General features: G+C 55.8%; 32 protein-coding genes. 26 read left to right on the top strand and 6 right to left on the bottom strand.

Annotated elements, in window-relative coordinates:
- Positions 1 to 7: 7 nt before the first annotated feature.
- The 4 genes from RGU70_RS13690 to RGU70_RS13705 all read right to left on the bottom strand — a co-directional run bounded on the left by RGU70_RS13690 (position 8) and on the right by RGU70_RS13705 (position 4884).
- On the bottom strand, positions 8 to 1621 hold the full coding sequence (locus RGU70_RS13690; protein ID WP_322209956.1) for a terminase: 1614 nt from the start codon (positions 1619 to 1621) through the stop codon (positions 8 to 10).
- Positions 1622 to 1670: 49 nt separating this feature from the next.
- Positions 1671 to 2246, bottom strand: coding sequence for a terminase (locus RGU70_RS13695; protein WP_322209957.1), 576 nt, complete (start codon positions 2244 to 2246; stop codon positions 1671 to 1673).
- A gap of 427 nt (positions 2247 to 2673) precedes the next feature.
- Entirely contained in the window at positions 2674 to 4662 is a 1989-nt protein-coding gene (locus RGU70_RS13700; protein WP_322209958.1) for an AAA family ATPase, read from the bottom strand.
- A 6-nt stretch (positions 4663 to 4668) separates the two neighbouring features.
- Complete coding sequence (locus tag RGU70_RS13705) at positions 4669 to 4884, bottom strand: helix-turn-helix transcriptional regulator (RefSeq protein WP_322209959.1); 216 nt, start codon at positions 4882 to 4884, stop codon at positions 4669 to 4671.
- Positions 4885 to 5010: 126 nt separating this feature from the next.
- On the opposite strand from RGU70_RS13705, the gene RGU70_RS13710 reads away from it, so the two are divergent.
- From RGU70_RS13710 to RGU70_RS13800, 19 genes are all read left to right on the top strand, one after another.
- The gene (locus RGU70_RS13710) at positions 5011 to 5715 is read left to right on the top strand and encodes a LexA family transcriptional regulator (RefSeq protein ID WP_322209960.1); all 705 of its coding nucleotides are present in this window, start codon (positions 5011 to 5013) and stop codon (positions 5713 to 5715) included.
- 20 nt (positions 5716 to 5735) lie between these two features.
- A complete protein-coding gene (locus RGU70_RS13715) occupies positions 5736 to 6053 on the top strand; it encodes a hypothetical protein (protein WP_322209961.1) in 318 nt (105 codons plus the stop codon).
- Positions 6054 to 6057: 4 nt separating this feature from the next.
- Positions 6058 to 6561: a hypothetical protein gene (locus RGU70_RS13720; protein ID WP_322209962.1), complete on the top strand. Its 504-nt coding sequence runs from the start codon at positions 6058 to 6060 to the stop codon at positions 6559 to 6561.
- Between the two features lie 265 nt (positions 6562 to 6826).
- Positions 6827 to 7153: a hypothetical protein gene (locus RGU70_RS13725; RefSeq protein ID WP_322209963.1), complete on the top strand. Its 327-nt coding sequence runs from the start codon at positions 6827 to 6829 to the stop codon at positions 7151 to 7153.
- A gap of 11 nt (positions 7154 to 7164) precedes the next feature.
- The gene (locus tag RGU70_RS13730; RefSeq protein WP_322209964.1) at positions 7165 to 7365 is read left to right on the top strand and encodes a hypothetical protein; all 201 of its coding nucleotides are present in this window, start codon (positions 7165 to 7167) and stop codon (positions 7363 to 7365) included.
- A complete protein-coding gene (locus RGU70_RS13735; RefSeq protein ID WP_322209965.1) occupies positions 7366 to 7770 on the top strand; it encodes a hypothetical protein in 405 nt (134 codons plus the stop codon).
- Between the two features lie 4 nt (positions 7771 to 7774).
- On the top strand, positions 7775 to 8791 hold the full coding sequence (locus RGU70_RS13740; RefSeq protein ID WP_322209966.1) for a hypothetical protein: 1017 nt from the start codon (positions 7775 to 7777) through the stop codon (positions 8789 to 8791).
- Positions 8788 to 10152, top strand: coding sequence for a DUF2800 domain-containing protein (locus RGU70_RS13745; RefSeq protein ID WP_322209967.1), 1365 nt, complete (start codon positions 8788 to 8790; stop codon positions 10150 to 10152). Before RGU70_RS13740 ends, RGU70_RS13745 begins: the two co-directional genes overlap by 4 nt.
- On the top strand, positions 10149 to 10319 hold the full coding sequence (locus RGU70_RS13750) for a hypothetical protein (RefSeq protein ID WP_322209968.1): 171 nt from the start codon (positions 10149 to 10151) through the stop codon (positions 10317 to 10319). The genes RGU70_RS13745 and RGU70_RS13750 overlap by 4 nt, the downstream gene beginning before the upstream one ends.
- Positions 10320 to 10325: 6 nt before the next feature.
- Positions 10326 to 10877: an ssDNA-binding protein gene (locus RGU70_RS13755; protein ID WP_322209969.1), complete on the top strand. Its 552-nt coding sequence runs from the start codon at positions 10326 to 10328 to the stop codon at positions 10875 to 10877.
- Positions 10877 to 11101, top strand: a complete 225-nt coding sequence (locus RGU70_RS13760; RefSeq protein ID WP_322209970.1) for a hypothetical protein — start codon at positions 10877 to 10879, stop codon at positions 11099 to 11101. The genes RGU70_RS13755 and RGU70_RS13760 overlap by 1 nt, the downstream gene beginning before the upstream one ends.
- Positions 11102 to 11253: 152 nt before the next feature.
- Positions 11254 to 12318, top strand: a complete 1065-nt coding sequence (locus tag RGU70_RS13765; protein ID WP_322209971.1) for a hypothetical protein — start codon at positions 11254 to 11256, stop codon at positions 12316 to 12318.
- Positions 12315 to 12542 carry a zinc-finger-containing protein gene (locus RGU70_RS13770; protein WP_322209972.1) on the top strand — a complete coding sequence of 76 codons (228 nt, stop codon included), beginning with the start codon at positions 12315 to 12317 and terminating at the stop codon, positions 12540 to 12542. The genes RGU70_RS13765 and RGU70_RS13770 overlap by 4 nt, the downstream gene beginning before the upstream one ends.
- Positions 12539 to 13588 (top strand): DNA polymerase, encoded by a 1050-nt coding sequence (locus RGU70_RS13775; protein WP_322209973.1) that lies wholly within the window; start codon positions 12539 to 12541, stop codon positions 13586 to 13588. Before RGU70_RS13770 ends, RGU70_RS13775 begins: the two co-directional genes overlap by 4 nt.
- Before the next feature lies 1 nt (position 13589).
- Complete coding sequence (locus RGU70_RS13780) at positions 13590 to 14129, top strand: hypothetical protein (protein ID WP_322209974.1); 540 nt, start codon at positions 13590 to 13592, stop codon at positions 14127 to 14129.
- Positions 14126 to 14464 (top strand): hypothetical protein, encoded by a 339-nt coding sequence (locus RGU70_RS13785; RefSeq protein WP_322209975.1) that lies wholly within the window; start codon positions 14126 to 14128, stop codon positions 14462 to 14464. The genes RGU70_RS13780 and RGU70_RS13785 overlap by 4 nt, the downstream gene beginning before the upstream one ends.
- Positions 14464 to 15840: a DEAD/DEAH box helicase gene (locus RGU70_RS13790; RefSeq protein ID WP_322209976.1), complete on the top strand. Its 1377-nt coding sequence runs from the start codon at positions 14464 to 14466 to the stop codon at positions 15838 to 15840. The genes RGU70_RS13785 and RGU70_RS13790 overlap by 1 nt, the downstream gene beginning before the upstream one ends.
- Complete coding sequence (locus tag RGU70_RS13795) at positions 15840 to 16001, top strand: hypothetical protein (protein ID WP_322209977.1); 162 nt, start codon at positions 15840 to 15842, stop codon at positions 15999 to 16001. The genes RGU70_RS13790 and RGU70_RS13795 overlap by 1 nt, the downstream gene beginning before the upstream one ends.
- Positions 15998 to 16204: a hypothetical protein gene (locus RGU70_RS13800; protein WP_322209978.1), complete on the top strand. Its 207-nt coding sequence runs from the start codon at positions 15998 to 16000 to the stop codon at positions 16202 to 16204. The genes RGU70_RS13795 and RGU70_RS13800 overlap by 4 nt, the downstream gene beginning before the upstream one ends.
- A 308-nt stretch (positions 16205 to 16512) precedes the next feature.
- Here the strand turns inward: RGU70_RS13800 and RGU70_RS13805 are convergent, their stop codons facing one another.
- Together RGU70_RS13805 and RGU70_RS13810 are read right to left on the bottom strand one after the other, a co-directional pair.
- Positions 16513 to 17379: an alpha/beta hydrolase gene (locus RGU70_RS13805; RefSeq protein ID WP_322209979.1), complete on the bottom strand. Its 867-nt coding sequence runs from the start codon at positions 17377 to 17379 to the stop codon at positions 16513 to 16515.
- 108 nt (positions 17380 to 17487) lie between these two features.
- Positions 17488 to 17742 carry a hypothetical protein gene (locus tag RGU70_RS13810; protein WP_322209980.1) on the bottom strand — a complete coding sequence of 85 codons (255 nt, stop codon included), beginning with the start codon at positions 17740 to 17742 and terminating at the stop codon, positions 17488 to 17490.
- 251 nt (positions 17743 to 17993) lie between these two features.
- Between RGU70_RS13810 and RGU70_RS13815 the strand changes: the two genes are divergently transcribed.
- From RGU70_RS13815 to RGU70_RS13845, 7 genes are all read left to right on the top strand, one after another.
- Positions 17994 to 18836, top strand: coding sequence for a DeoR/GlpR family DNA-binding transcription regulator (locus tag RGU70_RS13815; protein ID WP_322209981.1), 843 nt, complete (start codon positions 17994 to 17996; stop codon positions 18834 to 18836).
- A gap of 1 nt (position 18837) precedes the next feature.
- On the top strand, positions 18838 to 19869 hold the full coding sequence (locus tag RGU70_RS13820) for an extracellular solute-binding protein (protein ID WP_322209982.1): 1032 nt from the start codon (positions 18838 to 18840) through the stop codon (positions 19867 to 19869).
- Between the two features lie 78 nt (positions 19870 to 19947).
- The gene (locus RGU70_RS13825; RefSeq protein WP_322209983.1) at positions 19948 to 20745 is read left to right on the top strand and encodes an ABC transporter permease; all 798 of its coding nucleotides are present in this window, start codon (positions 19948 to 19950) and stop codon (positions 20743 to 20745) included.
- Positions 20746 to 20756: 11 nt separating this feature from the next.
- Positions 20757 to 21626: an ABC transporter permease gene (locus tag RGU70_RS13830; protein WP_322209984.1), complete on the top strand. Its 870-nt coding sequence runs from the start codon at positions 20757 to 20759 to the stop codon at positions 21624 to 21626.
- On the top strand, positions 21626 to 22675 hold the full coding sequence (locus RGU70_RS13835) for an ABC transporter ATP-binding protein (RefSeq protein ID WP_416186525.1): 1050 nt from the start codon (positions 21626 to 21628) through the stop codon (positions 22673 to 22675). Before RGU70_RS13830 ends, RGU70_RS13835 begins: the two co-directional genes overlap by 1 nt.
- A 51-nt stretch (positions 22676 to 22726) precedes the next feature.
- Positions 22727 to 23545, top strand: coding sequence for a phosphodiesterase (locus RGU70_RS13840; RefSeq protein ID WP_322209985.1), 819 nt, complete (start codon positions 22727 to 22729; stop codon positions 23543 to 23545).
- 57 nt (positions 23546 to 23602) lie between these two features.
- Complete coding sequence (locus tag RGU70_RS13845) at positions 23603 to 24265, top strand: HAD-IB family hydrolase (protein WP_322209986.1); 663 nt, start codon at positions 23603 to 23605, stop codon at positions 24263 to 24265.
- Positions 24266 to 24480 lie beyond the last annotated feature (215 nt).

The raw sequence follows: 24480 nt of genomic DNA on the forward strand, positions 1-24480 counted from the left end.
CCGCCCTTTAAATGTTTGCGAAAGGATCGTAGCCTTGAAAATTATCGCCTTGTACACCGGCGAATGGGTTGTGTGATCCGCTGCGTGACATACGGCGCACCATGTTCAGCGGTGGCGTGTCAATCAGGGCAAGGATGTAGGCGGACGCCCAATCGGGGGAGCGGCCTATCCGCTTGTAAATGTCTTCTCGGGATTCCACCTGGATCGTGCCGGCCTGCACTTTCCACTTCGGCGCGCACAAGTCGGCCAGCAATTCGGATTCGGGAGGCAGCATGATGCCGGTATTGTTCGCCGGTTCAAGTGCTTCGCGCATCTTCCACCAGTACTGTGAGCGCTGATTCATGAAACGCAGGCGGCCGGACAGATCCGTCGCCGTGGCTTTCTCGGAGACGTTGATACCGATCACATGCTGGCCGTTCGAGTTCAGGAAGTCGTAAGGACTGGCGCCCACGCCGATGATGTCGATGTGCATGGCCGCGCCGTCACGCGTGGCCGCCATCGTCAAACCGGCAACGGTAGGACCATCCGGCGTTTGCGTGCCGGGATAGACAAGGGCCTTATCGAACCACATCTCATGACGCCGGGCGATTACCGTTTTATCTTTGCCGCCACGCGCCACATCAATGCCAACGCTGGTCATAGGTGGCTTGGGGTAGAAGTCCATCCACCGCGCTTGTGCTGCTTCTACCCATGCGGTCGGAATAAGTTGCATTGCATCGTCTTCGATACCCGCCATAAAGTCGCCTTTCAGCATTTGTGAGCGCAGCGGTTCCGGCAAGCCTTGCAGGACTGACACGTATGCCGTGCCCATGAGGTAGGGGTTATCTGTTACGCGGGAAGGAATGAAAGTGCGAGACAGCGGCGTGATGATGTCAGTGGCGTCGTACAGCAATGGATCAAAGTCGTACCGCCGTTCGCCTTTCTCAAGCACGAATGAACGACCGTCTGGCACTTCGATGTCTTTCTCATTGAGCGTTGCGAAGAAACGCAATTCGCCCGGCTTTGCGGGACTTGGGTGTTTCTTGTCCAGCCAGGGGGCGAAGAACGCAATGATCCAGCGACCTTCTGCACTTGTCGGGGGGTTGAACGTTAGCAATGCGCGGCAGCGCGATTGATCCGGGTCAGTGGAGCGCATCCACCCCATGAGGAAACGCACAGCGGATTCGCGCATGTTGGCTGCTTCATCGAATACGAGCAAATCGTGGTCACGGCCTTGGTACTTCGATTCGTCGCCGGGATTAGGGAAAGAGCCGAATTCGATTTGAACGGGGATCGCGTCACCACGCTTGGTTCGCCAGATTTTGTCTTGGCCGTTATAACCGTCACGCCCATGCAGCAGTTGCGTGAAGCGATCAATAACGCCGGTAAGCTCTGTGCCGTTCTCGCGGAATATCGCAATTTTGCGATGCTCAGTCAGCGATAATCCACACGCCAAGTCGGTCTTGCCGCCGCCGGCAGCGCCACCGAACCCAGTGATATCGGCCAACGATTCAGCGGCTTGCGATTGCGGTCCGGGTAAGGCGCGCCACAGTGCAGCGTCACTGGCAACAAGGGCTTCGAGTTCCTCGCGCTCTGCGCGGGATAAGAACGGCAATAGCCTTTTTACTTCGGCAATGTCCACGTGAATGCCTCAAGGAACCGCTGCTTGGCACCGTGGCGCCACGCAAACGTTAAATGAGATCGGAGACATCGGATTCGGTGAGAGGCGCTTCCACAGCCCGCTTTTGGGCCAGGGCAACCAGGGCAGCGATGCGTGCTGCTTTTTCCGTATCATTGAACTGCACCGCGCCACCACCTTTGCCGGTCAGTTCGATGCTGGTGTTCTCGCGGTACTTCTGCGGTGCATGCGCTTTCAGAGTGAAGATCAGCAGTGTGTCGCTGTACTTCTTCATCGTTGCGTATTGCGGACTTCCATCCGCATTACGCTTGACTGGTGCCAATTGCGGGATGAACTTCTCGTTGGTCAGCGGATCGATCGCGTCGAAGTCAACGACCGGAGTGAACTGACCTTGATGCACGAGCGGTTCGTCAAAACCTTCGTGCCCGCGCCGGATTGCTTCGTCTTCCAATGCGCTGACGGCCACCTGCATCGCTTCGTCCCATGCCAGGGCAAAGTCTAGGTTCTGCCTACGCCACTGATACGCGGTTTGTCGGGCAATACCCACGGCAGAACACGCTTTGGATACCTGTGCGGTTTCCGAAAGTGCAGCGCAAAACGCGGTAAGTTTTTCTGGTGTCAGTTTCATGCGCATAGGCTAAAGCGACGCGCAATACGCTTGTACACCCTAACGGCATCGGTACTTGCACAACCTCACAACGTGATCTTTGCTGATCTCGAACACCTTGGCCAGTTTGCCATACGACCAGTTTTCTTCTTCGCGTAATCGGCGAAGCGCTTCGACTTCCCGGTCCGACAATTTCGCTTTCGGGTGAAGCTGTCCGGTGTTTCGATGCTCGTTATCTGAATGTGTTGTTTTTCGCATATTCCAGTCCTTAAGAGTGAATGCGTTGTTTTTGCAGATTCATATCTAATTTAGCGTTTAAAGCCCTCATTCCTCGTTCCATTCGTTCCTTCCTCATAGAGGGATGGAACGGAACGGAACGATTAAAGGTATGTGCGGGTTCCACTTGGAACGGTTTGGAACGGAACGGAACGAATGGAACACGCAAAAATTACGCATTTGTATTTAGAGGGATGCGAATAACCCCGTTCAAAATCTCACATTCGCCACTCGCAATTAGAGATGTGAGACCTCGACTACAGTTGCGGCCACGGTTATCTTGTTTCGTTTCGCCTCTAGGAGTGCGCGATTTATATTCCTCAATCAGGTCAAACTCCGAAACCGTATCGCCCGACAAACCTGTCAGATCATGTAAAACAGAAAGTACCGGGAGCGCATGGACGCTAGGTTTAGCCTGCTTGCCACGTTTAGGTACTTTCCCCCCGCCGTATTCCACGATACAACTGGTGATATCGTCCCCATCGTCATCGGTCCCTAGGATCACGTCGTGCAGCTTGAAACCGAACTCCGCGCCGTCCATACCGTCCTTTTGTTTCGTGACGCTGATACACCGATCGTTCTCGAATCGTGTCACTTCAAGCACCACATCCGCGGCAGCGTGGGTGCCAGACCAGCCCCGCGCACCCTTGCTAGCATCCTTGCCGCTGTGATGGACCAGCAACACCATTGCGCCACTGGACTGGCTGATCTTGCGGCAGTACCCGAGTGCGCGGCCCATGTCTTCGCCGCTGTTCTCGTTCGCACCAGGCGTTACCTGGGCGAAGGTATCCATGACGATCATGTCGTAAGGCCCGCAGGTTTTGATGTCGGTAATTAGATTGGTGACGCTGGCCACATCCATGAGATTGGGCGTTACGTCGCTGATGATGTCGATACCGAGATCCGCCGCCCCAACTCCTGCCTGATGGCAATAAGCTCTAATTCGGTTATTGAACCCGCCGGCGCCTTCAGCGACAACGTAAAGGACACGCGCGCGTTGCCCACGTAAGCCGTTCCAGTCAATACCGCGCCCGAGAGCGGCGCAGATATCGAATGCGATAAAACTTTTGCCTGAACCTGATTCTCCATACAGCACTCCTAAAGTTGATTTTGGCAAGAAGCCCTTGATAAGCCAGCTAACCGGTTTCACGTTGTGCATGAAGTCGGCAGCGGACCGAATTTTGAAATACCCACCCGCCGGCGCGACGGGTTCCGGCAATACTTCGAAGTCAGACGGCGAAGCGACATCAATTTCAATACCGGCACCGAGTTCATTGGCCGCGCGCACGAGCGACCTGGCCGTGACGGGACGCCCTCCTCCTGCTTGGCCGAAAGAAACCCATCTGGCTTCGTTATATTCGTGTGTGGAATATTTAGGAGACGCTCGACTCCACTCATCCCATATTTCAAAGCCGTCGCCCCCGGTTTCATGGTGCAAGGCCATCCCGACTTGGAGCCAGGCGTCATAGTCCAAGTCCGAAGGCAAACAGTCCAAACACTGGCGAATCTGATCCTCCGTCAAGCCTAGGATGGGTTCGTATTCGGCCGTGTAGTCGCCGCTGACGGTTTCACTAAAGCGTTGAGCATGCAGCGCCAGCACAGCATCCGAGGGGGCATTAATAGTATTTTCCGAGCCGGTAAGTTCGGTAATTTCCAGCGGTGTGCCGGTGAACGTGACGAAACCCTTATCGGAAAACACTTCGAAACCAAAGCTGTTGTGCCCAGGTTTCGAGATAGATTTTTGGTTCCCTAAGCGCCCGGTGACGAAAGCACGAACGCCGCGACCGGACGGACTGTATTCAGCGTATGTACCGGCCACCATCGATTCGACGGAAGGATCAAGACCGTCCGGCCCGACGCAATCGTCGTAATCCAGCGCGGTGATGCCGAACTCCGACAGTAGCGCCAGCCCTACACCGTCAAAGCCACGCATGGCGGCGTTCTTCTTTGCTACATCGAACGCGACCAGCTGCGCACGATCTTTAGGCGAACCCTGGACGCCGAAGCGCCTGGCGCCAGAAGCGTAGTACGGGATCTTGCGGGCCTTCGTTTCGCCGTCGGTGTGTTCGTAGCGCCACAATAGCCAGCCTTGCAAAGCGCGGAGCGGTGCCGGGGCTTTCAAGGTTTGAAGGTGGGGAGTGATAGGGTTGATTGCAGCCATCAGTGTCTACTCCCCTACGCCGAAGCGCTCAGGGTAAAGAATTTGAATTTCGGTGATAGCGTAGCCGAAGACCTTGGCTAGTTTTTCGGCGAGAGCCGGAGAGGCGGTTTGCTGACAGGTTTCAATGCGAGAGAGATTGCCGGGATTCGTACCAACATCGTGAGATATTTCGGCCAACGTCTTACCCTGGCGAAGGCGTGCAGCGCGGAGCGGAGATGTCATGAATTAGTTCCTGTGTGTAGTTTGGTGGCTGTACCAATGGAAAGTATGCGTTCAAAGCAAATTAAGGTCAACAATATTTACTTTTAAAGTATTGCGTCAAACGCAAAATGACCGTATAAATGTGGGATGAAAAAAGAACTTGCACAGATAATTAAGCAGTTCCGCACCTCGAAGGGCATGACGCAGGCTGAATTAGGGAGCCTCATAGGCGTGGACGCAGGTAACGTATCCCGGTACGAAAAAGGCATAAACATGCCGGAATTCGAACGGCTGGTGGCGCTCGCCAGCGCGCTCAACGTTCCCCTGTCCAACATGATCGCGGCAGCCGAACGCCAGGACCCGGACGCACCGCGCAACGTGATCGCGTTACATCCCGACGACGATCTACCCCCAGGCGTTGTACAAGTGCCAGAGTATCGAATCAGTTTCAGTGCAGGCAACGGCTATCAGGTACAAATGGACATAGTAGAAGAAAGCGAACCCGCAACCTATCGGTTGACGTGGTTCCAAAAGTACGGCATCAACCCTGCGAAGACCCGACGTTTTCGCGTTACCGGCAACTCGATGGAACCGTTCGTGTATGAAGGAGATTCGGTACTGGTCAACCTGGCCGAGAACGACCCGACACGGATTATCGACGGTGCCGTCTACGCAATACGCTACGGCAGCGAATTGCGGGTGAAACGACTCTTCCGCAAGCTAGACGGCACTTTGACCCTGCGCAGCGAGAATCCAGACTACAAAGACGAGGACGTGCCTCCGCAATTGGCAGAAGAACACATCTCGATCATTGGGCGTGTACGCGATAAAAGCGGTGCCGGCGGTTTATAAAAGCAAAATGAGGAGAAGGTATGAAGAAAGTTCTCACGCTACTGGCGGTTGCCACATTAACCGGCTGCGCGTCAGCACCACCACTATCTGCCGGCGCGGCCCGGGTGCAAATTCAATCGCAGAACAGTAACTTGTTGGCGAAATGCACGACACTCCGCCCCGTCAGCGCTACCGCGTCAGCGATCGATCCCTATGCGGCGGACACTCGCGCACGGAACGCGCTACGAGAACAAACCGCCAGCGTCGGGGGTGATGTCGTTGCTGTCACGGATAAACATGTTGACCCGAACGCGATGACCATCACGCTTCAAGGCACCGCTATGAAGTGTTACTCCTAACACCATGTTGAAACTCGTCCCTATCCAGCGCGGTGCGATTGTAGTTTTCGTGGCTAGTACCGCCCCCCTGTTAATCTTTTCATTATCGGATGGGAGCTTTGCGACGCACGTGGAAGATATCTTGGAACGGGCTTTCTGGGGCGGCAATTCTGCATATAGATACGTCCCACCCTTTATCGACGGCTGTTCAAAAGTGGCACTCATATCCTTAACCGTGGCGTTGCTTTACCCAAAGGTTCTCCGCATGACCCGGTGGATATGGGGATGGATAATGCGCGGCAGTCTATCGAAAGCGAAAAGGGTGCAAAGCCCTCTTGTACTCGCCTTTGAAAAAGAGATATCTACATGGCCGACGCACCAGGCTAAATTGGCGGTGCAGATGATACATGCCACGTTACACGGAACGTTCAAACCGGAGAATTACGAATACAAAGCACTTACCCTTTACCAGTTCAGGACAGTTTTAGATTTTATCGATAAAGCCTACGTGCACAAAAGTGCGCAATAATTTCACTACTTACCGCCAAGTGGCCGACGACATCCGCGAATACATCCGCCTAGACAAGCCGTAACGCCCTCCCCGGCACACTAAACGCAACACCTGCCCGCGCGATGCGGGCTTTTTTACGTCCAATAAATAGTCAAAAACTATCAATATTTATTTTCGATTAAAAACTATTACACAGATTTGCTCTTGACGCATATCGCATTTGCCTTTAAAGTCTATTCCATTATGTGAATAACGCAATAAGACCAGAGGACGAGAACGCAAAATGGAAGACCATCAAATTACCGCCGCCAGCTATAAGCCATTCCAACTCCAAACGTACAAAGCTGGAATCAAGGACGTCATCTTAGAAGTGCCCCGCTTCATCAACCCAGGCGAAGACATTAAAAAGGCGATCAAACGCCGGATGAACCTTTGCAAGCCGAAAGCGCTTTCCCGCAAATTCCCAAAGAGCTTTTCAAGCACCGCCGATTACTTCCGGCAATACAAAGCCATCAACTCCGCCGCATGCCTTGAGTTCACAAACCTGAGCTTCTCTGGCTTTGCCATGAACGAAGGCCCCGAAGTTGTTTATAGCGAGGTGGACGAATGAGAGACGCCGCAATGACGATCTTAGGCGGCTTGGCCGTCGCGGCCGGGTTCTGTGTAGTCAGCGGGATGGATTACCAGGATCGCGTCACCGAAGCCGCACACGTCCAAGAGATTTTGCAAGACGCACGACTGACCGCCCAGGAGCGGAAAGCAATCGAACGTAGCTTGAAATACATGACGAGCTACGACCAAATCACCCCAACGGAGAAATAAATGTCCCTCGAAATCGCTATCCAAGAAAACACACAAGCCCTTCACGCCTTGATCCTGGCCTGGTCGGCAAAAGCCCACCCTGAAGAAACCGCCGCGCATACCGCAAAGACCGTGACGAAAGCAGAAGCAAAAAAGCCCGCCGCGTCCTTACCGGCACCTGCCCAAAGTGCGGAACCGGAAACTGTGGCCACTACTGGTACGACTGAAGGCGTTACCTTCGCCGCTGCCCGGGAACTGGTATTGCAGCTTGCAAAAACACACCGCGAAGGCATCAAGACAATTAACGCCGCGCACGGTATTCCAAAGCTGTCCGCACTGCTCACGGATGAAAACGATTTCGAGAGCGTGGCCGACCAGGCAAAGCTGGAAGCCGTGTACGCCGACCTGCAAGCATTAGGGGCATAGGGATATGAAAATCACCAAAGAGCTTTTGAAGGAATGGGCTGCTTGCCACAGCGGGTACCGTTGGTTCATTGAAAAATTTCCTCAAGGTGGTGACGTGCATGAGGTCGGAAAGGCCTTGAGGGCGGACGGGCGTACCGATGATGCCGGTTGGCTCACTAATTGCGTGTTTGATCACTTTATTAAAGAGCCAACGGCGATTGCAGAGTACGTAGCCGCCGACGTGAAGGGCACGCTTGAGGATACCGCTAATTCACCTACCTCCGCGTCCGGCAATTCCAGCAAAGCGGCAGCGTCCGGCGATTACAGCAAAGCGGCATCGTCCGGCCATTCCAGCACAGCAGCATCGTCCGGCGATTCCAGCACAGCGGCATCGTCCGGCGATTCCAGCACAGCGGCATCGTCCGGCTATTCCAGCACAGCGGCGTCGTCCGGCGATTCCAGCACAGCGGCGTCGTCCGGCTATTCCAGCACAGCGGCATCGTCCGGCGATTCCAGCAAAGCGGCATCGTCCGGCAATTCCAGCAAAGCGGCATCGTCCGGCAATTCCAGCAAAGCGGCATCGTCCGGCGATTCCAGCACAGCGGCATCGTCCGGCTATTCCAGCACAGCGGCATCGTCCGGCTATTCCAGCACAGCGGCATCGTCCGGCGATTCCAGCAAAGCGGCATCGTCCGGCAATTCCAGCAAAGCGGCATCGTCCGGCAATTCCAGCAAAGCGGCATCGTCCGGCGATTCCAGCACAGCGGCATCGTCCGGCTATTCCAGCGCAGCGGCATCGTCCGGCCATTCCAGCACAGCGGCATCGTCCGGCTATTCCAGCAAGGCAGAAGCGAGTGGAGAGAAAACCATCGCAATGGTGGCAGGCATAGAAGGCGCGGCGCGCGCCGGTGAAAAAGGGGCTTTCGCATTGGCGTGGCAAGACGACGAACAAATCCGAATCGCGGTTGGCATCGTTGGGGAAGATGAAATTAAGGCTGACGTGTGGTACCGCGTCGCGGAAGGGAAACTGGTAGAAGCATGAGCGGACACGCTTTCCTTTCCCCAAGCGGCGCACCCGCCTGGCTTCGTTGCCACGCGAAAGTGTGGCGCGAAAAGGGTTTGCCGGATGATTCCAGCGAGTTCGCTGACGAAGGTATCGCCGCTCACTTCCTGCGCGACGTGTGCCTGACGGACGGCTTCGACACTAAGCATTTTTTGGGGCGCTGGATCGCCGTCACGCCTATCGGTGGCACCTGGATGACAACTGCGGGGCACTCAGCCGCACCGAATTTTCAGGCTGACGCCGACATGTGCCGCGAAGTGCAGAAGTCCATCGACGTGATCCGTTCTTTGACCAAAGGTGGACAACTACACCCCGAGCAAAAGTTATCAATCAGTTTCATTACCGGGGAGGAAGATGCAACAGGCACCGCCGACACTGTTATCGAACAGCCGAAGGAACTGATCGTTGACGATCTGAAGTACGGCATGGGCGTACCGGTGTACGCCGAGGACAACGAGCAACTGCTGATCTACGGCGCCGCCGCTTTAGAAGAGTTCGACGTGTTGGGTGAAATCGAAGAACTCACCATGCGGATCAGCCAGCCCCGGATCAACAACGATAGCGAATGGACGTTGCCAGTAGCGGAAGTGCGCCGCCGCATTATCGACATCCGCGCCGTCGCTGACAAGATCATGGCCGGGCCTGAGGGACTGGAAGCCACGCCAGGCGAAAAGCAATGCCGCTGGTGCAAGGTAAAAGCAACGTGCGAAGAAAACCGAAACTTCATTCTCGGTACCGTCGCTGACGACTTCGTGGATCTGAACAAGGGTGAGATGGCAGTCAGCGCGCAGGACGCCGAAAGGATCATCGCCCAGGCATACGGAGTAAAGCCAGGCGCGGTATCTGTGACGGGTAGCGCGATCGTTTGCAAGCCCTCGATCCTCCCGCAGCTAGAAGCGGCCGAAGAGCGCATTGTGGCAAGCGACGATCAACACCTGGCGACCTGTATGGATGCCCTGGACATGATCGAAAGCTGGTGCAAGTCGGTACGTGCTGAAACCGAACGCCGCTTGCTTCTCGGAGAATTTTCCGACGCACGTTACAAGCTGGTGGAAGGCAAACGCGGATCGCGTAGTTGGATCGACGTGGCTGAAGCCGAAGCCGCAATGAAAGCGATGCGCTTGAAAGTCGATCAGATGTACGACTTGAAAGTAATCAGCCCGACCAGCGCCGAAAAGTTACTGGCGGCAGACAACCCACGCAAGTGGAAAAAACTGCAAGACCAGATCACACAAACGCAGGGAAAACCCTCGGTAGCGCCGGCCAGCGACAAGCGCCCGGCAATGAACCTGACGATTAAATTCGAAGCGCTGCCGGAAGAAACGGAGGGCTTGATATGACGACAAGCACCGAACGCACTGCGCATGTGCTGCCCCCCGAAGTTATACGGCGACTTTCAGAAGCAGCGAAGAGTCACCCGAACGACCCGAACCGGCGCAACCAGGCCATCGACGACGCAATACGTTTTGCCCGCAACCACTACCCGAAACTATTTAACAAGGAGTAATACCAAATGAAAATCACCATCACCAACGTCCGACTGGCTTTCCCTAATATCTTTGAACCGAAAGTCAACGAACAAGGCAAGGCGCAATTCGGTGCCGCGTTCATCTTCGCAGCGGATCACGCGGTCAAAAAGCAACTTGATAAAGCCATCGATGAAGTCGGCCAAGCTAAATGGGGCGCAACGAAGTGGCCGGCGATGAAGAAGCAAATGATGGCCGGCGATAACCTGCTGATCCACAACGGTGACGCCAAGGCTTCGCTAGATGGTTACGAAGGCAATTTGTATGTCAACGCTTACAACACCGTGCGCCCTACCGTCGTTGACCGCGACACTTCGCCCTTGGTAGCAGCCGATGGCAAGCCGTATTCCGGTTGCTACGTGAACGCTGTCCTAGACATATGGGCGCAAGACAACCAGTACGGCAAGAAAGTCAACGCTCAACTGCAAGGCGTTCAGTTCTCCAAGGACGGTGACGCGTTCGCCGGCGGCGGTAAAGCGGCCGAAGCCAGTGACTTCGAAGCAATCAGCGAAGGTGCTGACGCGGAGGAGTTGGTGTAATGGCCCTCATCGTTATCACTATCAAAGACCAGCCGGACGGTAGCGTTTCCGTTCAGCTGACCGATGAACCGGCATGCACACCGGATCAAAAAGACTTCACGCCAGCGCAACACATCGGCGCGATTGCATTGAACGCCGTGGATAAAGAAATACGCGAACCGAAGGTATTCGATCCGACCAGTCAAAAGTTGATCGTCGTCGGCGCTGACGGCCAAACCATTTAAATCGATCTTAGTTGATCCCTAAACCTGCGCCGGGAAAGAGCGCAGGGCCAACACGAAGCCCCACTCGCAACAGCCGAAGCCTATTGAAGAAGTCGGGGGAGTGTAAGCCGAGGCGGGCTTCGTGTTGGACACAAATTCACCAGACTAAAAATATGACCATACCCCTATTCCTGGACACCGAAACGTACTGCGAAACGCCAATCACCAACGGCACGCACCGGTACGCGGAAGACGCTGAAATCATCATGTGGCAATGGGCTATCGACGACGGCGAAGTCATCGTGCGGGATCACGACGAAGACATTACCGATCTGCTGGCGCTGCTGGACGATCCGCAATACGAGATCGTTTGCCACAACACCGCGTTTGATCGCACCGTCATGCGGCACAACGGTATCGATATTCCTGTACGTCGTTGGTTCGACACGATGGTTTGTGCGATGGCACATAGCTTGCCCGGAGCATTGGGAACGCTCTGCGAAATTCTCGGGATACCAAGCGACAAGGCGAAGGATAAAGAAGGTAAGACCTGGATTCAATTGTTTTGCAAACCTCAGCCGAAAGGCAGAAAGGTACACCGTGCAGACAAACACACCCACCCCCTTGAATGGCAGCGGTTTAGAGAATACGGGAAGCTTGACATCGTGGCCATGCGTGAAATTTACAAGCGACTGCCCCGGTGGAATTACCGTGACGCTGAACGCGCCTTGTGGGAACTTGACCAGCGAATTAATGATCGCGGCGTTGCGATGGACACTTCACTTGCACACGCAGCGATCCGCGCCAGCACCCGCGCACAGTCCGAGTACGCCGAGCAAACCGTTGAGCGAACTGAGGGTGCCGTAGCGAGTACCAATCAGCGCGACAAGTTGCTGGCACACGTACTGGAAGCCTACGGCGTATCGCTGCCGGATATGACAACGGCGACGCTAGAACGCCGTGTTGAGGATCCTGATCTGCCAGTCGCATTGCGTGAACTACTAGCAATCCGGTTGCAAGCCAGCAAGACCAGCGTGTCGAAGTACAAGCGCGTCATCAACGGCGTGAACACGGACGGCCGACTGCGCGGACTGTTGGCGTTCTGCGGTGCGTTGCGCACAGGGCGATGGGCTGGCCGGTTATTGCAGCCGCAAAATTTACCAAGACCATCTTTAAAAAATGAAGCTATTGAGCGCGGTATTGAAGCGCTGAAAGCAGACGCAGAGGATTTGATATGAAAGCAGAACCCGGTAGCCCCCTAGCAAGAGCGCGTATGTCGGCGCACAACGCCTTTGATCCAAAGTGGCAAAGTCGGCAGATGACGCGCAGCCAAGCATACAAATGGTTAGCGCAGCAGCTTGGTGTATCTGAGCGTGAATGCCACATGTTGAAGTTCGATATTCCAATGTGCGAAAGAGTTATTTCGGTCTGCTGCATTGATAGTTTCAAGGATTTGATATGAGTACGGTAATGGAATTAACCAGTAGCGCGATCCGTGGCGTCATCGTCGCGCCACCCGGCAAGAAGCTGGTGGTGGCTGACTTGTCGAACATCGAAGGCCGCGTACTGGCTTGGCTGGCCGGCGAAGAGTGGAAGCTGCAAGCGTTCCTCGACTTCGACACCTTCAAATTGGACGCTGCCGGCGAACGTATCCCCTCCGGTAAGAAAAAAGATCCGTGGGAGCGCTGTGGCCACGATCTTTACAACTTGGCCTACGCCAAAGCGTTCGGCGTCAACCCTGAACTGGTGACGAAGGACGAACGCCAAGTCGGCAAGGTCATGGAGTTGGCGCTGGGCTATCAGGGCGGCGTCGGTGCGTTCCTGACTTTCGCCGCGGCCTACGGGATTGACCTGGAAGCAATGGGCGAAGCAGCGATCGCCGGTATCCCGAAAGACATTCTTGCTGAAGCGCAGGACTTCATGCACTGGCAACGTGACCAGGGCCGCGACCAGTACGGCTTATCAAACACCGCGTTCCTCGTGTGCGAATCGTTCAAACGCTTGTGGCGCGAGGCCCACCCGGCTATTGCAAGCGGGTGGAAGGAACTCGAAGGGGTTTGTATTGCAGCGGTAGACAACCCTGGCACGACGCTTACCTGCCGGCGCCACAAGATTCGAAGAGATGGCGCTTGGCTTCGCGTTCGGTTGCCAAGCGGTCGGTATCTCTGCTACCCCTCGCCGCAAGTCAACGATGGAAAGCTGACCTACATGGGGATCGATCAGTACACGCGGAAATGGCAACGGTTGAAAACCTACGGCGGAAAGATTGCGGAAAATATTACCCAAGCTGCCGCGCGTGACGTGTTGGCGTCAAGCATGCAACCGATTGAGGACGCCGGTTACGAGATTGTCCTGACCGTTCACGATGAAATTATTGCGGAAGCCCCGGACGACGAGCGTTACAACTGCGAACACCTGGCAGCGTTGATGTCCGAAGTACCCGAATGGGCCACTGGCTTACCACTGGCCGCCGCGGGATTTGAATCTTACCGCTACAAGAAAGAATGACATGGATACATTGAATATTGAGCAAGAGCGGCGGGAGTTTGAGGAGGCTTTTGCGGGGAGCGTGGAAGACTACGATCTGATGTTCCTTGAGAGGAATTCTGAAGGAGACTATGCTTTCCAATCGGAACGAAGTGCTTGGCAAATGTGGCTATTTGCAAAGCAGGCGGCGCTAGATAAGGCGGCTACCGCGCCACAAGGGCAACCGGCAAAGGCGGTAGTGCCGGAAGGCTGGAAACTGGTACCAGTAAGGCCAACGCGAGCTATGCTTATTGCGGCAGACTATTGCCGCTTTGAAGGCGAATATGAATGGGCTGCAATGCTTGCCGCTGCACCGACTGCCCCGGCTCTGCCAGCAACCGATACGGCGAGTGCGGATATAAATGCTGAAGAAGTACGGGATGCTGCGCTGGAAGAAGCCGCCACCACCTGCGAAATGCAAGACCGCGTGGGATATGAATGGGTGAGAGATAGCGTGTGGGATAACGTGTTGAAGCGTGGCGCATCGGCTATCCGCTCCCTAAAAACCGGGGTGAAGACATGACGCTAGAACGGAACATCGAAGCGCACTTGGTCAAACGGTGCAAAGAGTGGGACATCCTGTGCGAGAAGTTCACCAGTCCGCAACGTCGCAATGTACCGGATCGCATCCTTACCTGCCGGCGCAGCATTATTTTTGTTGAGCTGAAGGCCACCGGCAAGAAGCCAAGCGAAGCGCAAATGCGGGATCACATGCGGCGGATTGATGCAGGTGCCTGCGTAGTGTGGACGGATAGCATCGAAGGCGTGAACGTGATAATCGAACACCTGGCTGTCCACATGCCGATACCTTACCTGCCAGTAATCGATGGTGGCGCACCGTTTAAGGTGAGAGTGTAATGGCGATTGACTTCAAACCCCACGGATACCAGGTACTCATTATCGCGTTCATCCAAACAATGAAGCGGTGCGCGATATGGGCGGGTATGGGTCTTGGCAAAACGGTCAGTACGTTGACGGCGCTGGAAGAGTTGAGCCTTGTCGAAGACGTGTACCCGATACTGGTATTGGCCCCCTTGCGTGTTGCCCGCACCACTTGGCCGCAGGAGGTACGCAAGTGGAACCACCTGAAGCATTTGCAAGTGATGCCAATATGCGGAGGCCTATCCGAACGGCAAGCCGCGCTAAGGGTGAAGGTGCAGATTTACACCACGAACTACGAACAACTGCCGTGGCTTGTCGAATACCTGGGCGAAAAGTGGCCGTTCAAAACTATCGTGGTGGATGAAGCCACGAAGCTAAAGGGTTTCCGTTTGCGCCAGGGTACGCAGCGCGCCAAGGCATTGGCCAGAGTAGCGCACACCAGAGTGAAGCGGATCATCCTGCTGACCGGTACCCCAAGCCCGAATGGCTTACAGGATTTGTGGGGACAGATGTGGTTCGTCGATGCCGGCCAGCGCCTTGGCCGCACCTTCGATTCTTTCAAACAGCGATGGTTTCGCAAGTCACATACCGGGTTCGGTGTGGACGCCACGGACGAAGCACAAGGCCAGATACAAGCCGCGCTTGGCGATGTGTGTATCACGATTGACGCCGCCGACTGGTTCGATTTGCAGAAGCCGATCGTGAACACGATCCTCCTGACGTTGCCGCCGAAAGCCGCGATTCTTTACAAGGACATGGAAAAGAAAATGTTTATGGAATTGGAAGGCAACGAGATCGAAGCCCTGAACGCCGCCGCCAAAACGATGAAATGTTTGCAGATCGCCAACGGTGCGGCGTATCTGGATGGTGGCGTGGAGTGGAAGACGATCCACGACGAGAAGCTGGACGCGCTGGAAGAGATCATCGAAGAGTCAGGTGGCATGCCGGTGCTGGTGGCGTACCACTTCAAGAGCGACTTGGCCAGGTTAAAAGCACGTTTCCCGGAAGGCCGGCAGCTGGATGCAAGAAGCCAAACGATCGATGACTGGAACGCCGGGAAGATCCCGCTGATGTTCGCCCACCCGGCCAGTGCCGGCCACGGTTTGAACTTGCAGGATGGCAGCAACATCCTGGCGTTCTTTAGCGTGAACTGGAACCTGGAAGAACACCAGCAAATCATTGAGCGTATCGGCCCGGTGCGACAACTTCAAGCCGGGCACAAGCGGCCGGTGTTCATCCACTTCATCCTCGCCGCCGACACCGTGGACGAAATGATTTTAGAGAGATTACAAACCAAACGTGAGGTGCAAGACATCTTACTTGACGCAATGAAAACCAAGGGGTACGCATAATGGACGATACGCAATACGCCACCGACTTCACTACGTGGAGCAAGACCAACTTGGCGCGTCTTGTAAACGATCTGCGAGAACGCAACGCCGAATTGGAAAACGAAATGCGTACCGCAATCGACGCTTACCGCGCATTGCTTTTAGTAGGGGTAGCGAAATGACGCATATCACCACCACCGGCGTCGCGGTTGACCCTGATTACTTCTGGCGCCCGATGGATACCTGCCCGCGCAGCGCCAAGGTTCAGCTTCTCAACCCTGGCGGTGTCGCCGTGTATAGCACTTTCAACGGTACCGAAACCACATGGCGCGGATGGGCACCTTTACCCAAGATTCCGAAATTAGCAGGAGTGCAAAATGTCTGAAAATAAAATGAGTAGTTCAGAATTGATGACGCTGACGGACATTGCTTTGCTGCACCAGTGTTCAGTCCGGCACGCGCGGGACGTGATCGTAAAGACGCCCGGTTTTCCTCCCGAATCCCCGACCAGTCGGATCAAGCATAAGCTGTGGGTTCGCACCGAAGTTAGAGCGTTCGTAACACGAAAACCCGCACCAATCCCGCACGCACCTCGGAAAGCCGCATGAACACTAGGCATTGCATTCCGGCCTCGGGCACCAATTTGAAAGCCGTCTCTGTTTAAACATAGAGGCGGCTTTTTTTTTCGGGCTTTCAGGCAACGCAAGTAAGCATAACCCTCTGCTCCCGCCCAATCTCCACCTCCATCCAAGCAATCAAATCCTGCTGCACTCGCTGTCGCAACGGCTGCGATTCATTAAAAATCTCGTGGTAAGCCTCCGCGTACCAGTGCAGGGTTTTGCGCCCCTCTGGCAGTTGCGCAAAAAAACGCTTACTGCCAGACGCATCCACCAGCGAATCATTGCCGGCCACTTGCAACAACACGGGGATAGTCAGCTGCGGCGCATCGGCCTGGCAGCGGGCAATCGCATCGAGCATGAAGCGCACCACTCGGGACGAGACGCTACTGTGGTTCAAGGTATCTTCACGACTGGAGCGCAGTACCTCGGGATCATGCGTTATTCCCTCCGGCGGTAGGCCGGACGATATCGCCAGTCCCGGTGCCAGCGCACTCCCGAGTGCCAGCAATACGCGCTGAAAGCGGGACAATCTGATCGCCAGTGCCGGCGACGACAACATCAGTCCGCGCACCGGACCAAAACCGCCGGTAGCAAAGCGCGCCGCAATCAGACCGCCCATGCTATGCCCGAACAAAAACGGAACGCTGTTGGTGGCATGAGAAAAATGCGCGAACGACTGCTTCAGATCGAGCAAAAAATCCTCGCCCTTGTCGATGCTGCCCCGCGCGCCGTCCGATCGGCCATGCCCACGATGATCCTGCGCTCGCACCGACAAACCCATTGCATTAAAAAGGGCGGCCAGTTCGCCATACCGGCCGCTATGTTCGCCCAGACCGTGAACGATCTGCACCGCCCCGCACGCATTCTCGACCAGCCACTCGCGATAAAACAAGGCAGCGCCATCCGCATCATGCAACCAGGCTTCCGTCATCACCGCCATAGAGTCATTCGCTTTTGTGTTGATTGTGTTGATTGTGTTGGTTATGTTGAAGATCGCCGCAGTGGCGGAATCACAGAAAGCATCCACCGGCAATCCATGCCAGGGGCATCACTCCGGTTCGTTATGGACTGAGCGCTTGACCGCGCGATAGCCCTTGCGCGAAGAACTCGCCACGTCATGCCCCATCCGTCTGGCGGCATGCCCGGTGGCGCGCCCGGCCTTTTTGAACACGGCACCGGTTTTCTTGACGACATGCACTGTCGATTCCTTGACCTCATGCGCAGCTTCCTTCACATCGGCTTGCGCCAGCGGGCTGAAGACAAGAAAACACAATGTCGCTGCTAATAATTTATGGAGTTTCATGTGGGCCTCTGAAAAAAATCAAGCGAATCAGGGCCTGTTAGGAGGCTTCTGGGAAAGAGGAACAAGCCGCGCATACGGCACATGGCCGAAATAATCCGCGTCCCAGTATAAGCGCAGAAATCACTTCCCCTCCCCCGCATATTGAATTACCCGCAAAGCGGCGCTCCGCACCAAGGGGTCCATTGTTTCGTTCATATGAGTGTCATACCGCAGTAACACTCGGTAGCCATAATTTTCATATGAACACACGCATGCTCAATCGAACAAGCAATACTCCAACCGCCCCGCTGTCCGCAGAGGATCGCGTTCGCCTCATTCTTGAACTCGTCGTCGAACAAGGTTTTCAGTCGGTCGATTCACTGGCCATCCGTTTTGGCGTCAGCACTCAAACCATACGACGCGATGTCAACGCGCTATGCGACAGCCGGATGTGCCGTCGCCGTCACGGTGGCATCGACATTTTCCATGATGCCGAAAACGTCCACTATTCGTCGCGCCGCATTCTGCACCACGAAGCCAAGCTCCACATTGCCCGTTGCGTCGCGGAAGCAATCCCTGATGGCGCATCGCTATTCTTCGGCATCGGCACCACGCCGGAAGAATGCGCGCAAGCGCTCGTTAAACGGCAGGGCTTGCGCGTCATGACCAACAATATCAACGTCGCGCTGGCACTCACTCGCAATGCGTCGTGCGAACTCACCATTGCCGGTGGACGATTGCGTAACCCGGATGGTGATGTCGTTGCCGGCGAGGCGCATGGATTTTTCTCGCGCTTTTCAGTCGATATCGGCATCTATGGCGTGGGCGGCGTTGCAGAAGATGGCAGCCTGCTCGACTTCAGCCATGACGAAGTACGCATGCGCACTGAACTCAGCAGCCATTGCCGCGAACGCTTCCTGGTGCTCGATCATTCCAAGTTCGGCCGCAGAGCCACCGTACGCGGCGGCCATATCACCGATGCCAGCTGCGTCTTTACCGACAGCCCGCCACCGCCACACATCACTGACATGCTCAACGAGCGCGGTATCAAGCTCATCGTTGCGCAAACATTGCCCCTGCCGTCCCCCGCTGTTTTTTCTCAAGGAGAAATCTGAAATGTCATTTTCAAACCTCAGGCGTCATGCCCTGCTGGCTGCACTGGCCATCAGCGCCCTCGTCACCACCGTCACCATCGCCCCGGCCCATGCCGAACAACGCGCCCTTTGCTACAACTGCCCGCCTGAATGGGCCGATTGGGGCTCGCAACTGAAGGCCATCCATAAACGTCTCGGCATTGAGATGCCATCGGATAATAAAAACTCCGGCCAGTCGATCGCCGCCATGATTGCTGAAAAAGCCAGTCCGGTCACTGACATGGTCTATCTCGGTGGTATCGCCGCCGATCCGGCGCGCGACGCGGGCGTGCTGACGCCGTACAAGCCAAAGGGTTGGGAAAAAATTCCAGCCGATCTGAAGGACCCTGCGGGCAACTGGTTCACCATCCACTCCGGCACGCTTGGCCTGTTCATCAATACCGCTGCATTAGGCAAACGGCCGGTGCCGCAAAGCTGGGCCGATCTGCTCAAGCCGGAATACAAAGGCATGGTCGGTTATCTCGACCCTACCTCGGCGGCAGTCGGTCAGCTCGGCGTGATGGCAGTCAATCTGGCACTGGGCGGCACTTACGACAACCTCGATCCGGGCATTGCCTTCTTCAAGGCATTGGCAAAAAACCAGCCTATCGTGCCGAAGCAGACTTCCTACGCACGCGTCATTTCGGGCGAAATTCCTATCCTGATCGACTACGATTTCAACGCCTATCGCGGTCAGTACACGGATAAGGCCCCGGTGCGTTTCGTCATCCCCAAAGAAGGAACGGTCGTATTTCCTTACGTGATGGGTCTGGCCAAGAACGGGCCTAATCCCGACAACGGTCGCAAGGTTCTCGACTATCTGCTCTCGCCAGAAAGTCAGGCCATGTGGGGTAATGCTTATCTGCGTCCAGTCTTTGCCGAGTACCTGTCGGCCGAAGCGAAAGCGAAGTTTTTGCCGGACAGCGAATATGCCCGCGCCAAGCCGGTTGATCTGAAAAAGCTGGCGGCAGCGCAGGCAAAGATCGTTGAGCGATATAAAAACGAAGTGAACTAAATCTGCAGTTGTATGCGGGCTGACGCCGTCGGTGTCAGCCCGTCCCTCTTTTGAATTACCGGACACGGCCACCCCTTCATGCTTCTTTTACTGATGCCCACGGTCTTATTTTTCACGGCCTTTTTTATTCTGCCCATGTGCCGCCTGTTTCTGGTCGGCGGCAGCGGCAGCATGGGATGGAGCGCCTACGCCGCCATCCTTACCGACACCGGTTACTTCAATGCCTTACTTGCGACGCTCGGCATCTCGGCCGCTACCACAGTGGCTACGCTGGTCATTAGCAGCATCGCAGGCGTCTTTTTACAGCGCCACAAATTTCCCGGCAATGCCGCACTGGTCGCCATGCTGACCTTGCCGCTGGCGTTTCCCGGCGTGGTCATCGGCTTCATGGTCATCATGCTGGCCGGTCGTCAGGGCCTGATCGGTTCCGTGAGCGAAGCGCTCACCGGCGAGCGACTGGTCTTTGCTTATTCCATGTTCGGCCTGTTCATGGGCTATGTGTATTTTTCCATTCCGCGCACCATCCTGACGGTAATGGCCGCCACAGAAAAGCTAGACCCGCGCCTGGAAGAGGCAGCACGCTCGCTCGGCGCATCGACCTGGCGCGTGACGCTGGATGTCATTGTGCCGGGATTGAAACCGGCCTTGATTTCCTCCGGAGCCATTTGCTTCGCCACCGCCGTCGGCGCATTCGGTACGGCGTTCACACTGGCCACACGGATCAATGTGCTGCCGATGGTGATCTATACCGAGTTCACGCTGTCGGCCAATATTTCCATGGCAGCAGCGCTCAGTTTCATGCTCGGCGCGATCACCTGGCTGGTACTGTCGCTGGCGCGCACCGCGGCCGGTTCCACTGTCGCGGCTGCGGGCTGATCGGGACCATCATGCGCAAACATAAACTCATTTTTTCGCTGCAACTCGGCTTCACGCTGCTGGTGTGCGCTTTCCTCATTGTGCCAGTCGTGCTATCGATTCTGGCCGGACTGACGGCCAATTACTTTATCGGCCTCGAAAGCGGTCTGACGCTGCGCTGGATCATGGAAGTCTGGGATGGGTATCGCGACACCATCTTCCGTTCGGTTGGCATTGCCGTCGCTTGCCTGGCGCTGACCTTGCTGCTCGGCATTCCGACCGCCTATGTGCTGGCGCGCACCCGCAATCGTCTGGCGCGATTGATTGAAGAGCTGCTGGTATTGCCTATTGCCATGCCCGGGTTGGCTACTGCACTGGCCCTGATCGCCACGTATGGCGCGATGAGAGGCTTTCGCACTTCGTGGGCATTCATCCTGGTTGGTCATGTGCTGTTTACGCTGCCGTTCATGGTGCGTTCGGTGCTGGCGGTGTTATCGGCCATCGATCTGAAAACGCTGGAAGAAGGAGCGGCCTCGCTAGGCGCGGGTTTCCGTCAGCGTTTTTTTGATGTGGTGCTGCCCAACTGCCGCAACGGGATTCTCGCCGGATCGCTGATGGTGGTGACACTGTCGATGGGCGAATTCAATATGACCTGGCTGCTCCATACGCCACTGACCAAAACCCTGCCGGTCGGGCTGGCCGATGCCTATGCCTCGCTACGACTGGAAATCGGCAGCGCCTACACCCTGATTTTCTTTCTGATGATCATGCCTTTGCTGTTGGGCATGCAGGCACTGGCACGTCCCCGCCCGACTCGCTTTAATAAAGACGATACCAGCGACGATGCCAGCAAGCTCCTCGGCATGTCGCTTCGCACCCCGCTCATTCCGGAGAAAAAATAATGTCTCACCCTATCGCTGCACCTTTGTCGATTCACCTGCAATCGTGCGCCAAAACCTTTGCTGATGGCACCCGCGTGCTGGAGCCGCTCGATCTGCATGTCCATGCCGGCGAAACGCTGGTCTTGCTTGGCCCGTCCGGCTGCGGCAAAACCACCACGCTGCGTCTGATCGCCGGACTGGAACAGCCGGACGCGGGCGGCAAGGTGCTGTTTGACGGCATCGACGTCACCTCGCAAAGCATTGAAGCGCGTAACGTGGGCATGGTGTTTCAATCGTATGCGCTGTTTCCCAACATGACGGTGGCGGAGAACATCGGCTACGGCTTGCGCATCCGCAAGCTGCCGGCCGCCGAACAACGCAGTCGGGTAGAGGAAATGCTGGCCATGATGCGCATCGAAGCGCTGGCCGACCGCCACATCGATCAGCTCTCCGGTGGTCAGCGTCAGCGTGTGGCATTGGCACGCGCCCTGGCGGTACGTCCGCGCGCGTTGCTGCTCGACGAGCCGCTGACGGCGCTCGACGCCCAACTGCGCGATGCATTGCGGGTAGAAATCAATCTGCTGCTGCGCCGCCTCAACATCACTACGGTCTATGTCACGCACGATCAGGATGAAGCGATGGCTTTGGGCGACCGCATCATTGTCATGTCGCATGGCCGGGTCGCGCAGAGTGGCACGCCGCGTGAGATTTATCATGCGCCGGCTTCGGCTTTCGTCGCCAATTTCATCGGTACCATGAACCGTGTGCAAGGCCACATGACGCCGGAGGGTTTTGCCTGCGCTGGCGGTCTACTGCGCTGGAACGGGCCGGCCTCTTCTGCCAACGAACTGCTGTTCCGTCCGGAAGATGTGCGCATCGTTGAAGCGAATGAACATGCCGACCTCGACGGCAGCGTCGCCGCTGCGTTTTTCCTTGGCGATCGCACCCGGCTTTTTATCGATGTCGGCGAAGCGCAACCGCTGGTGGTGGAAAGTCTGGCGCGCTGCACCTTGCAAGTCGGCCAGCCGGTGCGCTTGCAAGTCGATGCGCAAGGCTTGCTGGCGCTGTAAGACTGCCATGAACTGTATTGAATTGATCCTGCCCACGATGAAAGAATGGCCATGCTAATCGCTCAAATTACCGATCCCCATATCAAAATGCCCGGCAAACTGGCGTATCGCCGGGTCGATACCGAGACCATGCTCAGACGTTGCATAGCCGAAGTGGCCGCGCTCGATCCGCAGCCGGATCTGATCGTGATGACCGGTGATCTGGTCGATCTTGGACGGCCGGAAGAATATGCCTTTCTCAAGACCTTGCTGACTCCCTTGATTGCGCCGGTCATCATGATTCCTGGCAATCACGATGAACGCGAAGCGATGCGGGAGGCTTTCGGTAGCGACGGTTATTTGCCGGCGAGTGGTTTCCTGCATTTCAGCATCGACGATCGCTATCCCTTGCGCATCATTGGCCTCGATACGCTGGTGCCGCGCGAAGGACGCGGCGAGCTCTGCGCCGAACGGCTGGCGTGGCTGGAAGAAACGCTGGCGCGCGCGCCCGGCCGACCGACGCTGGTGCTGATGCATCACCCGCCTTTCCTGACCGGCATCGCCCACATGGATGCCATCGGACTGACCGGACGTGAAGCGTTCGCGGAGATCGTCAGCCGCCATCCGCAAATCGAACTGATTTTGTGCGGTCATTTGCATCGGCATATTCAAACAATGATCGGTGGTCGGCGCGTTTTGACCTGCCCTAGTCCGGCGCATCAGGTGGCGCTCGACCTGAAACCGGCAGCGCCGAGTTGCTTTCGGATGGAGCCGCCCGGTTACATGCTGCATCGTTGGGAAGACGGCAATATGGTCAGCCATGCGGTCGCCATCGGTGACTACGATGGCCCTTATCCTTTTTTCGATGCGGCAGGAAAATTAATCGATTAGACTGCAGGCCGTGTTACCGCCAACATCAAACCATCAAATCATCTTCCTTTCTGCTCCATGACTCTCGCACTTTTTGACCTCGACCATACTTTGCTTGACGGCGACAGCAACTCTCTGTGGCTTAACTATTTGGTACGCAACGCCCATCTGCCAGCCTCGATACTGGAACAGCAAGCCGATTACATGGCGCGTTATGCGGCAGAAAAACTCGATATCGCCGACTACCTCGGCTTTCATCTGGAGTTGCTGATGCACAAGCCACTGGCCGAATGGCTGCCGGTGCGCGCCGATTTTGTCGCGACGGAAATCACTCCCCGCATCAGTCAGGAAGCCTACGAAACCGTTACCTTGCACCGGGCGCAAGGGCATGTGCTGGCCATCATTACGGCGACACACAGCTTTCTATCATCGGCAATCGGCGCACTGTTTGACGTGCCGGTCATTGCGCCTCAGGCGGAAATACGAGATGGTCGCCTGAGCGGGAAAATCGACGGCCCGATCAGTTTCCGCGAACAAAAACTGACCTGCCTGGACCTGTGGCTGAGCAGTCAACAGCTGGACGTCAATGCAACAGCAACCCGATTTTTTTATTCTGATTCATCGAACGACCTTCCCTTGCTCGATGCCGTCAGCCATCCTATCGTCGTCAATCCGGACGCGCGATTAGCCGAACTTGCGCAACAGCGCGATTGGCCCGTTCAGCACTGGCATTGCAACTGACATGCCGCCGCTGATTGTTTAATCATCCGTACTTAAAAAATATCAGGTATCAAACGACAATGCGGCGCTCCATTACGCTGACAGCCGGCGATCTGTTTTCAAACATTGAGGGTATTAATACAAAAACCCGAATAAATGAATAAAAGAATAAAATGCACACTTATTGCGTAAATTATCTGAATGCACCATTTAGGTAGTCATACATCCATTCATCG

It is taken from the genome of Herbaspirillum sp. RTI4 (assembly GCF_034313965.1).
Lineage (GTDB): Bacteria > Pseudomonadota > Gammaproteobacteria > Burkholderiales > Burkholderiaceae_D > Herbaspirillum.

What these genes read in the sequence shown, in the direction of transcription:
- RGU70_RS13695 (WP_322209957.1), bottom strand. Translation starts at nt 2,246, where the DNA reads ATGAAACTGACACCAGAAAAACTTACCGCGTTTTGCGCTGCACTTTCG.
- RGU70_RS13700 (WP_322209958.1), bottom strand. Translation starts at nt 4,662, where the DNA reads ATGGCTGCAATCAACCCTATCACTCCCCACCTTCAAACCTTGAAAGCC.
- RGU70_RS13705 (WP_322209959.1), bottom strand. Translation starts at nt 4,884, where the DNA reads ATGACATCTCCGCTCCGCGCTGCACGCCTTCGCCAGGGTAAGACGTTG.
- RGU70_RS13710 (WP_322209960.1), top strand. Translation starts at nt 5,011, where the DNA reads ATGAAAAAAGAACTTGCACAGATAATTAAGCAGTTCCGCACCTCGAAG.
- RGU70_RS13715 (WP_322209961.1), top strand. Translation starts at nt 5,736, where the DNA reads ATGAAGAAAGTTCTCACGCTACTGGCGGTTGCCACATTAACCGGCTGC.
- RGU70_RS13720 (WP_322209962.1), top strand. Translation starts at nt 6,058, where the DNA reads ATGTTGAAACTCGTCCCTATCCAGCGCGGTGCGATTGTAGTTTTCGTG.
- RGU70_RS13725 (WP_322209963.1), top strand. Translation starts at nt 6,827, where the DNA reads ATGGAAGACCATCAAATTACCGCCGCCAGCTATAAGCCATTCCAACTC.
- RGU70_RS13730 (WP_322209964.1), top strand. Translation starts at nt 7,165, where the DNA reads ATGACGATCTTAGGCGGCTTGGCCGTCGCGGCCGGGTTCTGTGTAGTC.
- RGU70_RS13735 (WP_322209965.1), top strand. Translation starts at nt 7,366, where the DNA reads ATGTCCCTCGAAATCGCTATCCAAGAAAACACACAAGCCCTTCACGCC.
- RGU70_RS13740 (WP_322209966.1), top strand. Translation starts at nt 7,775, where the DNA reads ATGAAAATCACCAAAGAGCTTTTGAAGGAATGGGCTGCTTGCCACAGC.
- RGU70_RS13745 (WP_322209967.1), top strand. Translation starts at nt 8,788, where the DNA reads ATGAGCGGACACGCTTTCCTTTCCCCAAGCGGCGCACCCGCCTGGCTT.
- RGU70_RS13750 (WP_322209968.1), top strand. Translation starts at nt 10,149, where the DNA reads ATGACGACAAGCACCGAACGCACTGCGCATGTGCTGCCCCCCGAAGTT.
- RGU70_RS13755 (WP_322209969.1), top strand. Translation starts at nt 10,326, where the DNA reads ATGAAAATCACCATCACCAACGTCCGACTGGCTTTCCCTAATATCTTT.
- RGU70_RS13760 (WP_322209970.1), top strand. Translation starts at nt 10,877, where the DNA reads ATGGCCCTCATCGTTATCACTATCAAAGACCAGCCGGACGGTAGCGTT.
- RGU70_RS13765 (WP_322209971.1), top strand. Translation starts at nt 11,254, where the DNA reads ATGACCATACCCCTATTCCTGGACACCGAAACGTACTGCGAAACGCCA.
- RGU70_RS13770 (WP_322209972.1), top strand. Translation starts at nt 12,315, where the DNA reads ATGAAAGCAGAACCCGGTAGCCCCCTAGCAAGAGCGCGTATGTCGGCG.
- RGU70_RS13775 (WP_322209973.1), top strand. Translation starts at nt 12,539, where the DNA reads ATGAGTACGGTAATGGAATTAACCAGTAGCGCGATCCGTGGCGTCATC.
- RGU70_RS13780 (WP_322209974.1), top strand. Translation starts at nt 13,590, where the DNA reads ATGGATACATTGAATATTGAGCAAGAGCGGCGGGAGTTTGAGGAGGCT.
- RGU70_RS13785 (WP_322209975.1), top strand. Translation starts at nt 14,126, where the DNA reads ATGACGCTAGAACGGAACATCGAAGCGCACTTGGTCAAACGGTGCAAA.
- RGU70_RS13790 (WP_322209976.1), top strand. Translation starts at nt 14,464, where the DNA reads ATGGCGATTGACTTCAAACCCCACGGATACCAGGTACTCATTATCGCG.
- RGU70_RS13795 (WP_322209977.1), top strand. Translation starts at nt 15,840, where the DNA reads ATGGACGATACGCAATACGCCACCGACTTCACTACGTGGAGCAAGACC.
- RGU70_RS13800 (WP_322209978.1), top strand. Translation starts at nt 15,998, where the DNA reads ATGACGCATATCACCACCACCGGCGTCGCGGTTGACCCTGATTACTTC.
- RGU70_RS13805 (WP_322209979.1), bottom strand. Translation starts at nt 17,379, where the DNA reads ATGGCGGTGATGACGGAAGCCTGGTTGCATGATGCGGATGGCGCTGCC.
- RGU70_RS13810 (WP_322209980.1), bottom strand. Translation starts at nt 17,742, where the DNA reads ATGAAACTCCATAAATTATTAGCAGCGACATTGTGTTTTCTTGTCTTC.
- RGU70_RS13815 (WP_322209981.1), top strand. Translation starts at nt 17,994, where the DNA reads ATGCTCAATCGAACAAGCAATACTCCAACCGCCCCGCTGTCCGCAGAG.
- RGU70_RS13820 (WP_322209982.1), top strand. Translation starts at nt 18,838, where the DNA reads ATGTCATTTTCAAACCTCAGGCGTCATGCCCTGCTGGCTGCACTGGCC.
- RGU70_RS13825 (WP_322209983.1), top strand. Translation starts at nt 19,948, where the DNA reads ATGCTTCTTTTACTGATGCCCACGGTCTTATTTTTCACGGCCTTTTTT.
- RGU70_RS13830 (WP_322209984.1), top strand. Translation starts at nt 20,757, where the DNA reads ATGCGCAAACATAAACTCATTTTTTCGCTGCAACTCGGCTTCACGCTG.
- RGU70_RS13835 (WP_416186525.1), top strand. Translation starts at nt 21,626, where the DNA reads ATGTCTCACCCTATCGCTGCACCTTTGTCGATTCACCTGCAATCGTGC.
- RGU70_RS13840 (WP_322209985.1), top strand. Translation starts at nt 22,727, where the DNA reads ATGCTAATCGCTCAAATTACCGATCCCCATATCAAAATGCCCGGCAAA.
- RGU70_RS13845 (WP_322209986.1), top strand. Translation starts at nt 23,603, where the DNA reads ATGACTCTCGCACTTTTTGACCTCGACCATACTTTGCTTGACGGCGAC.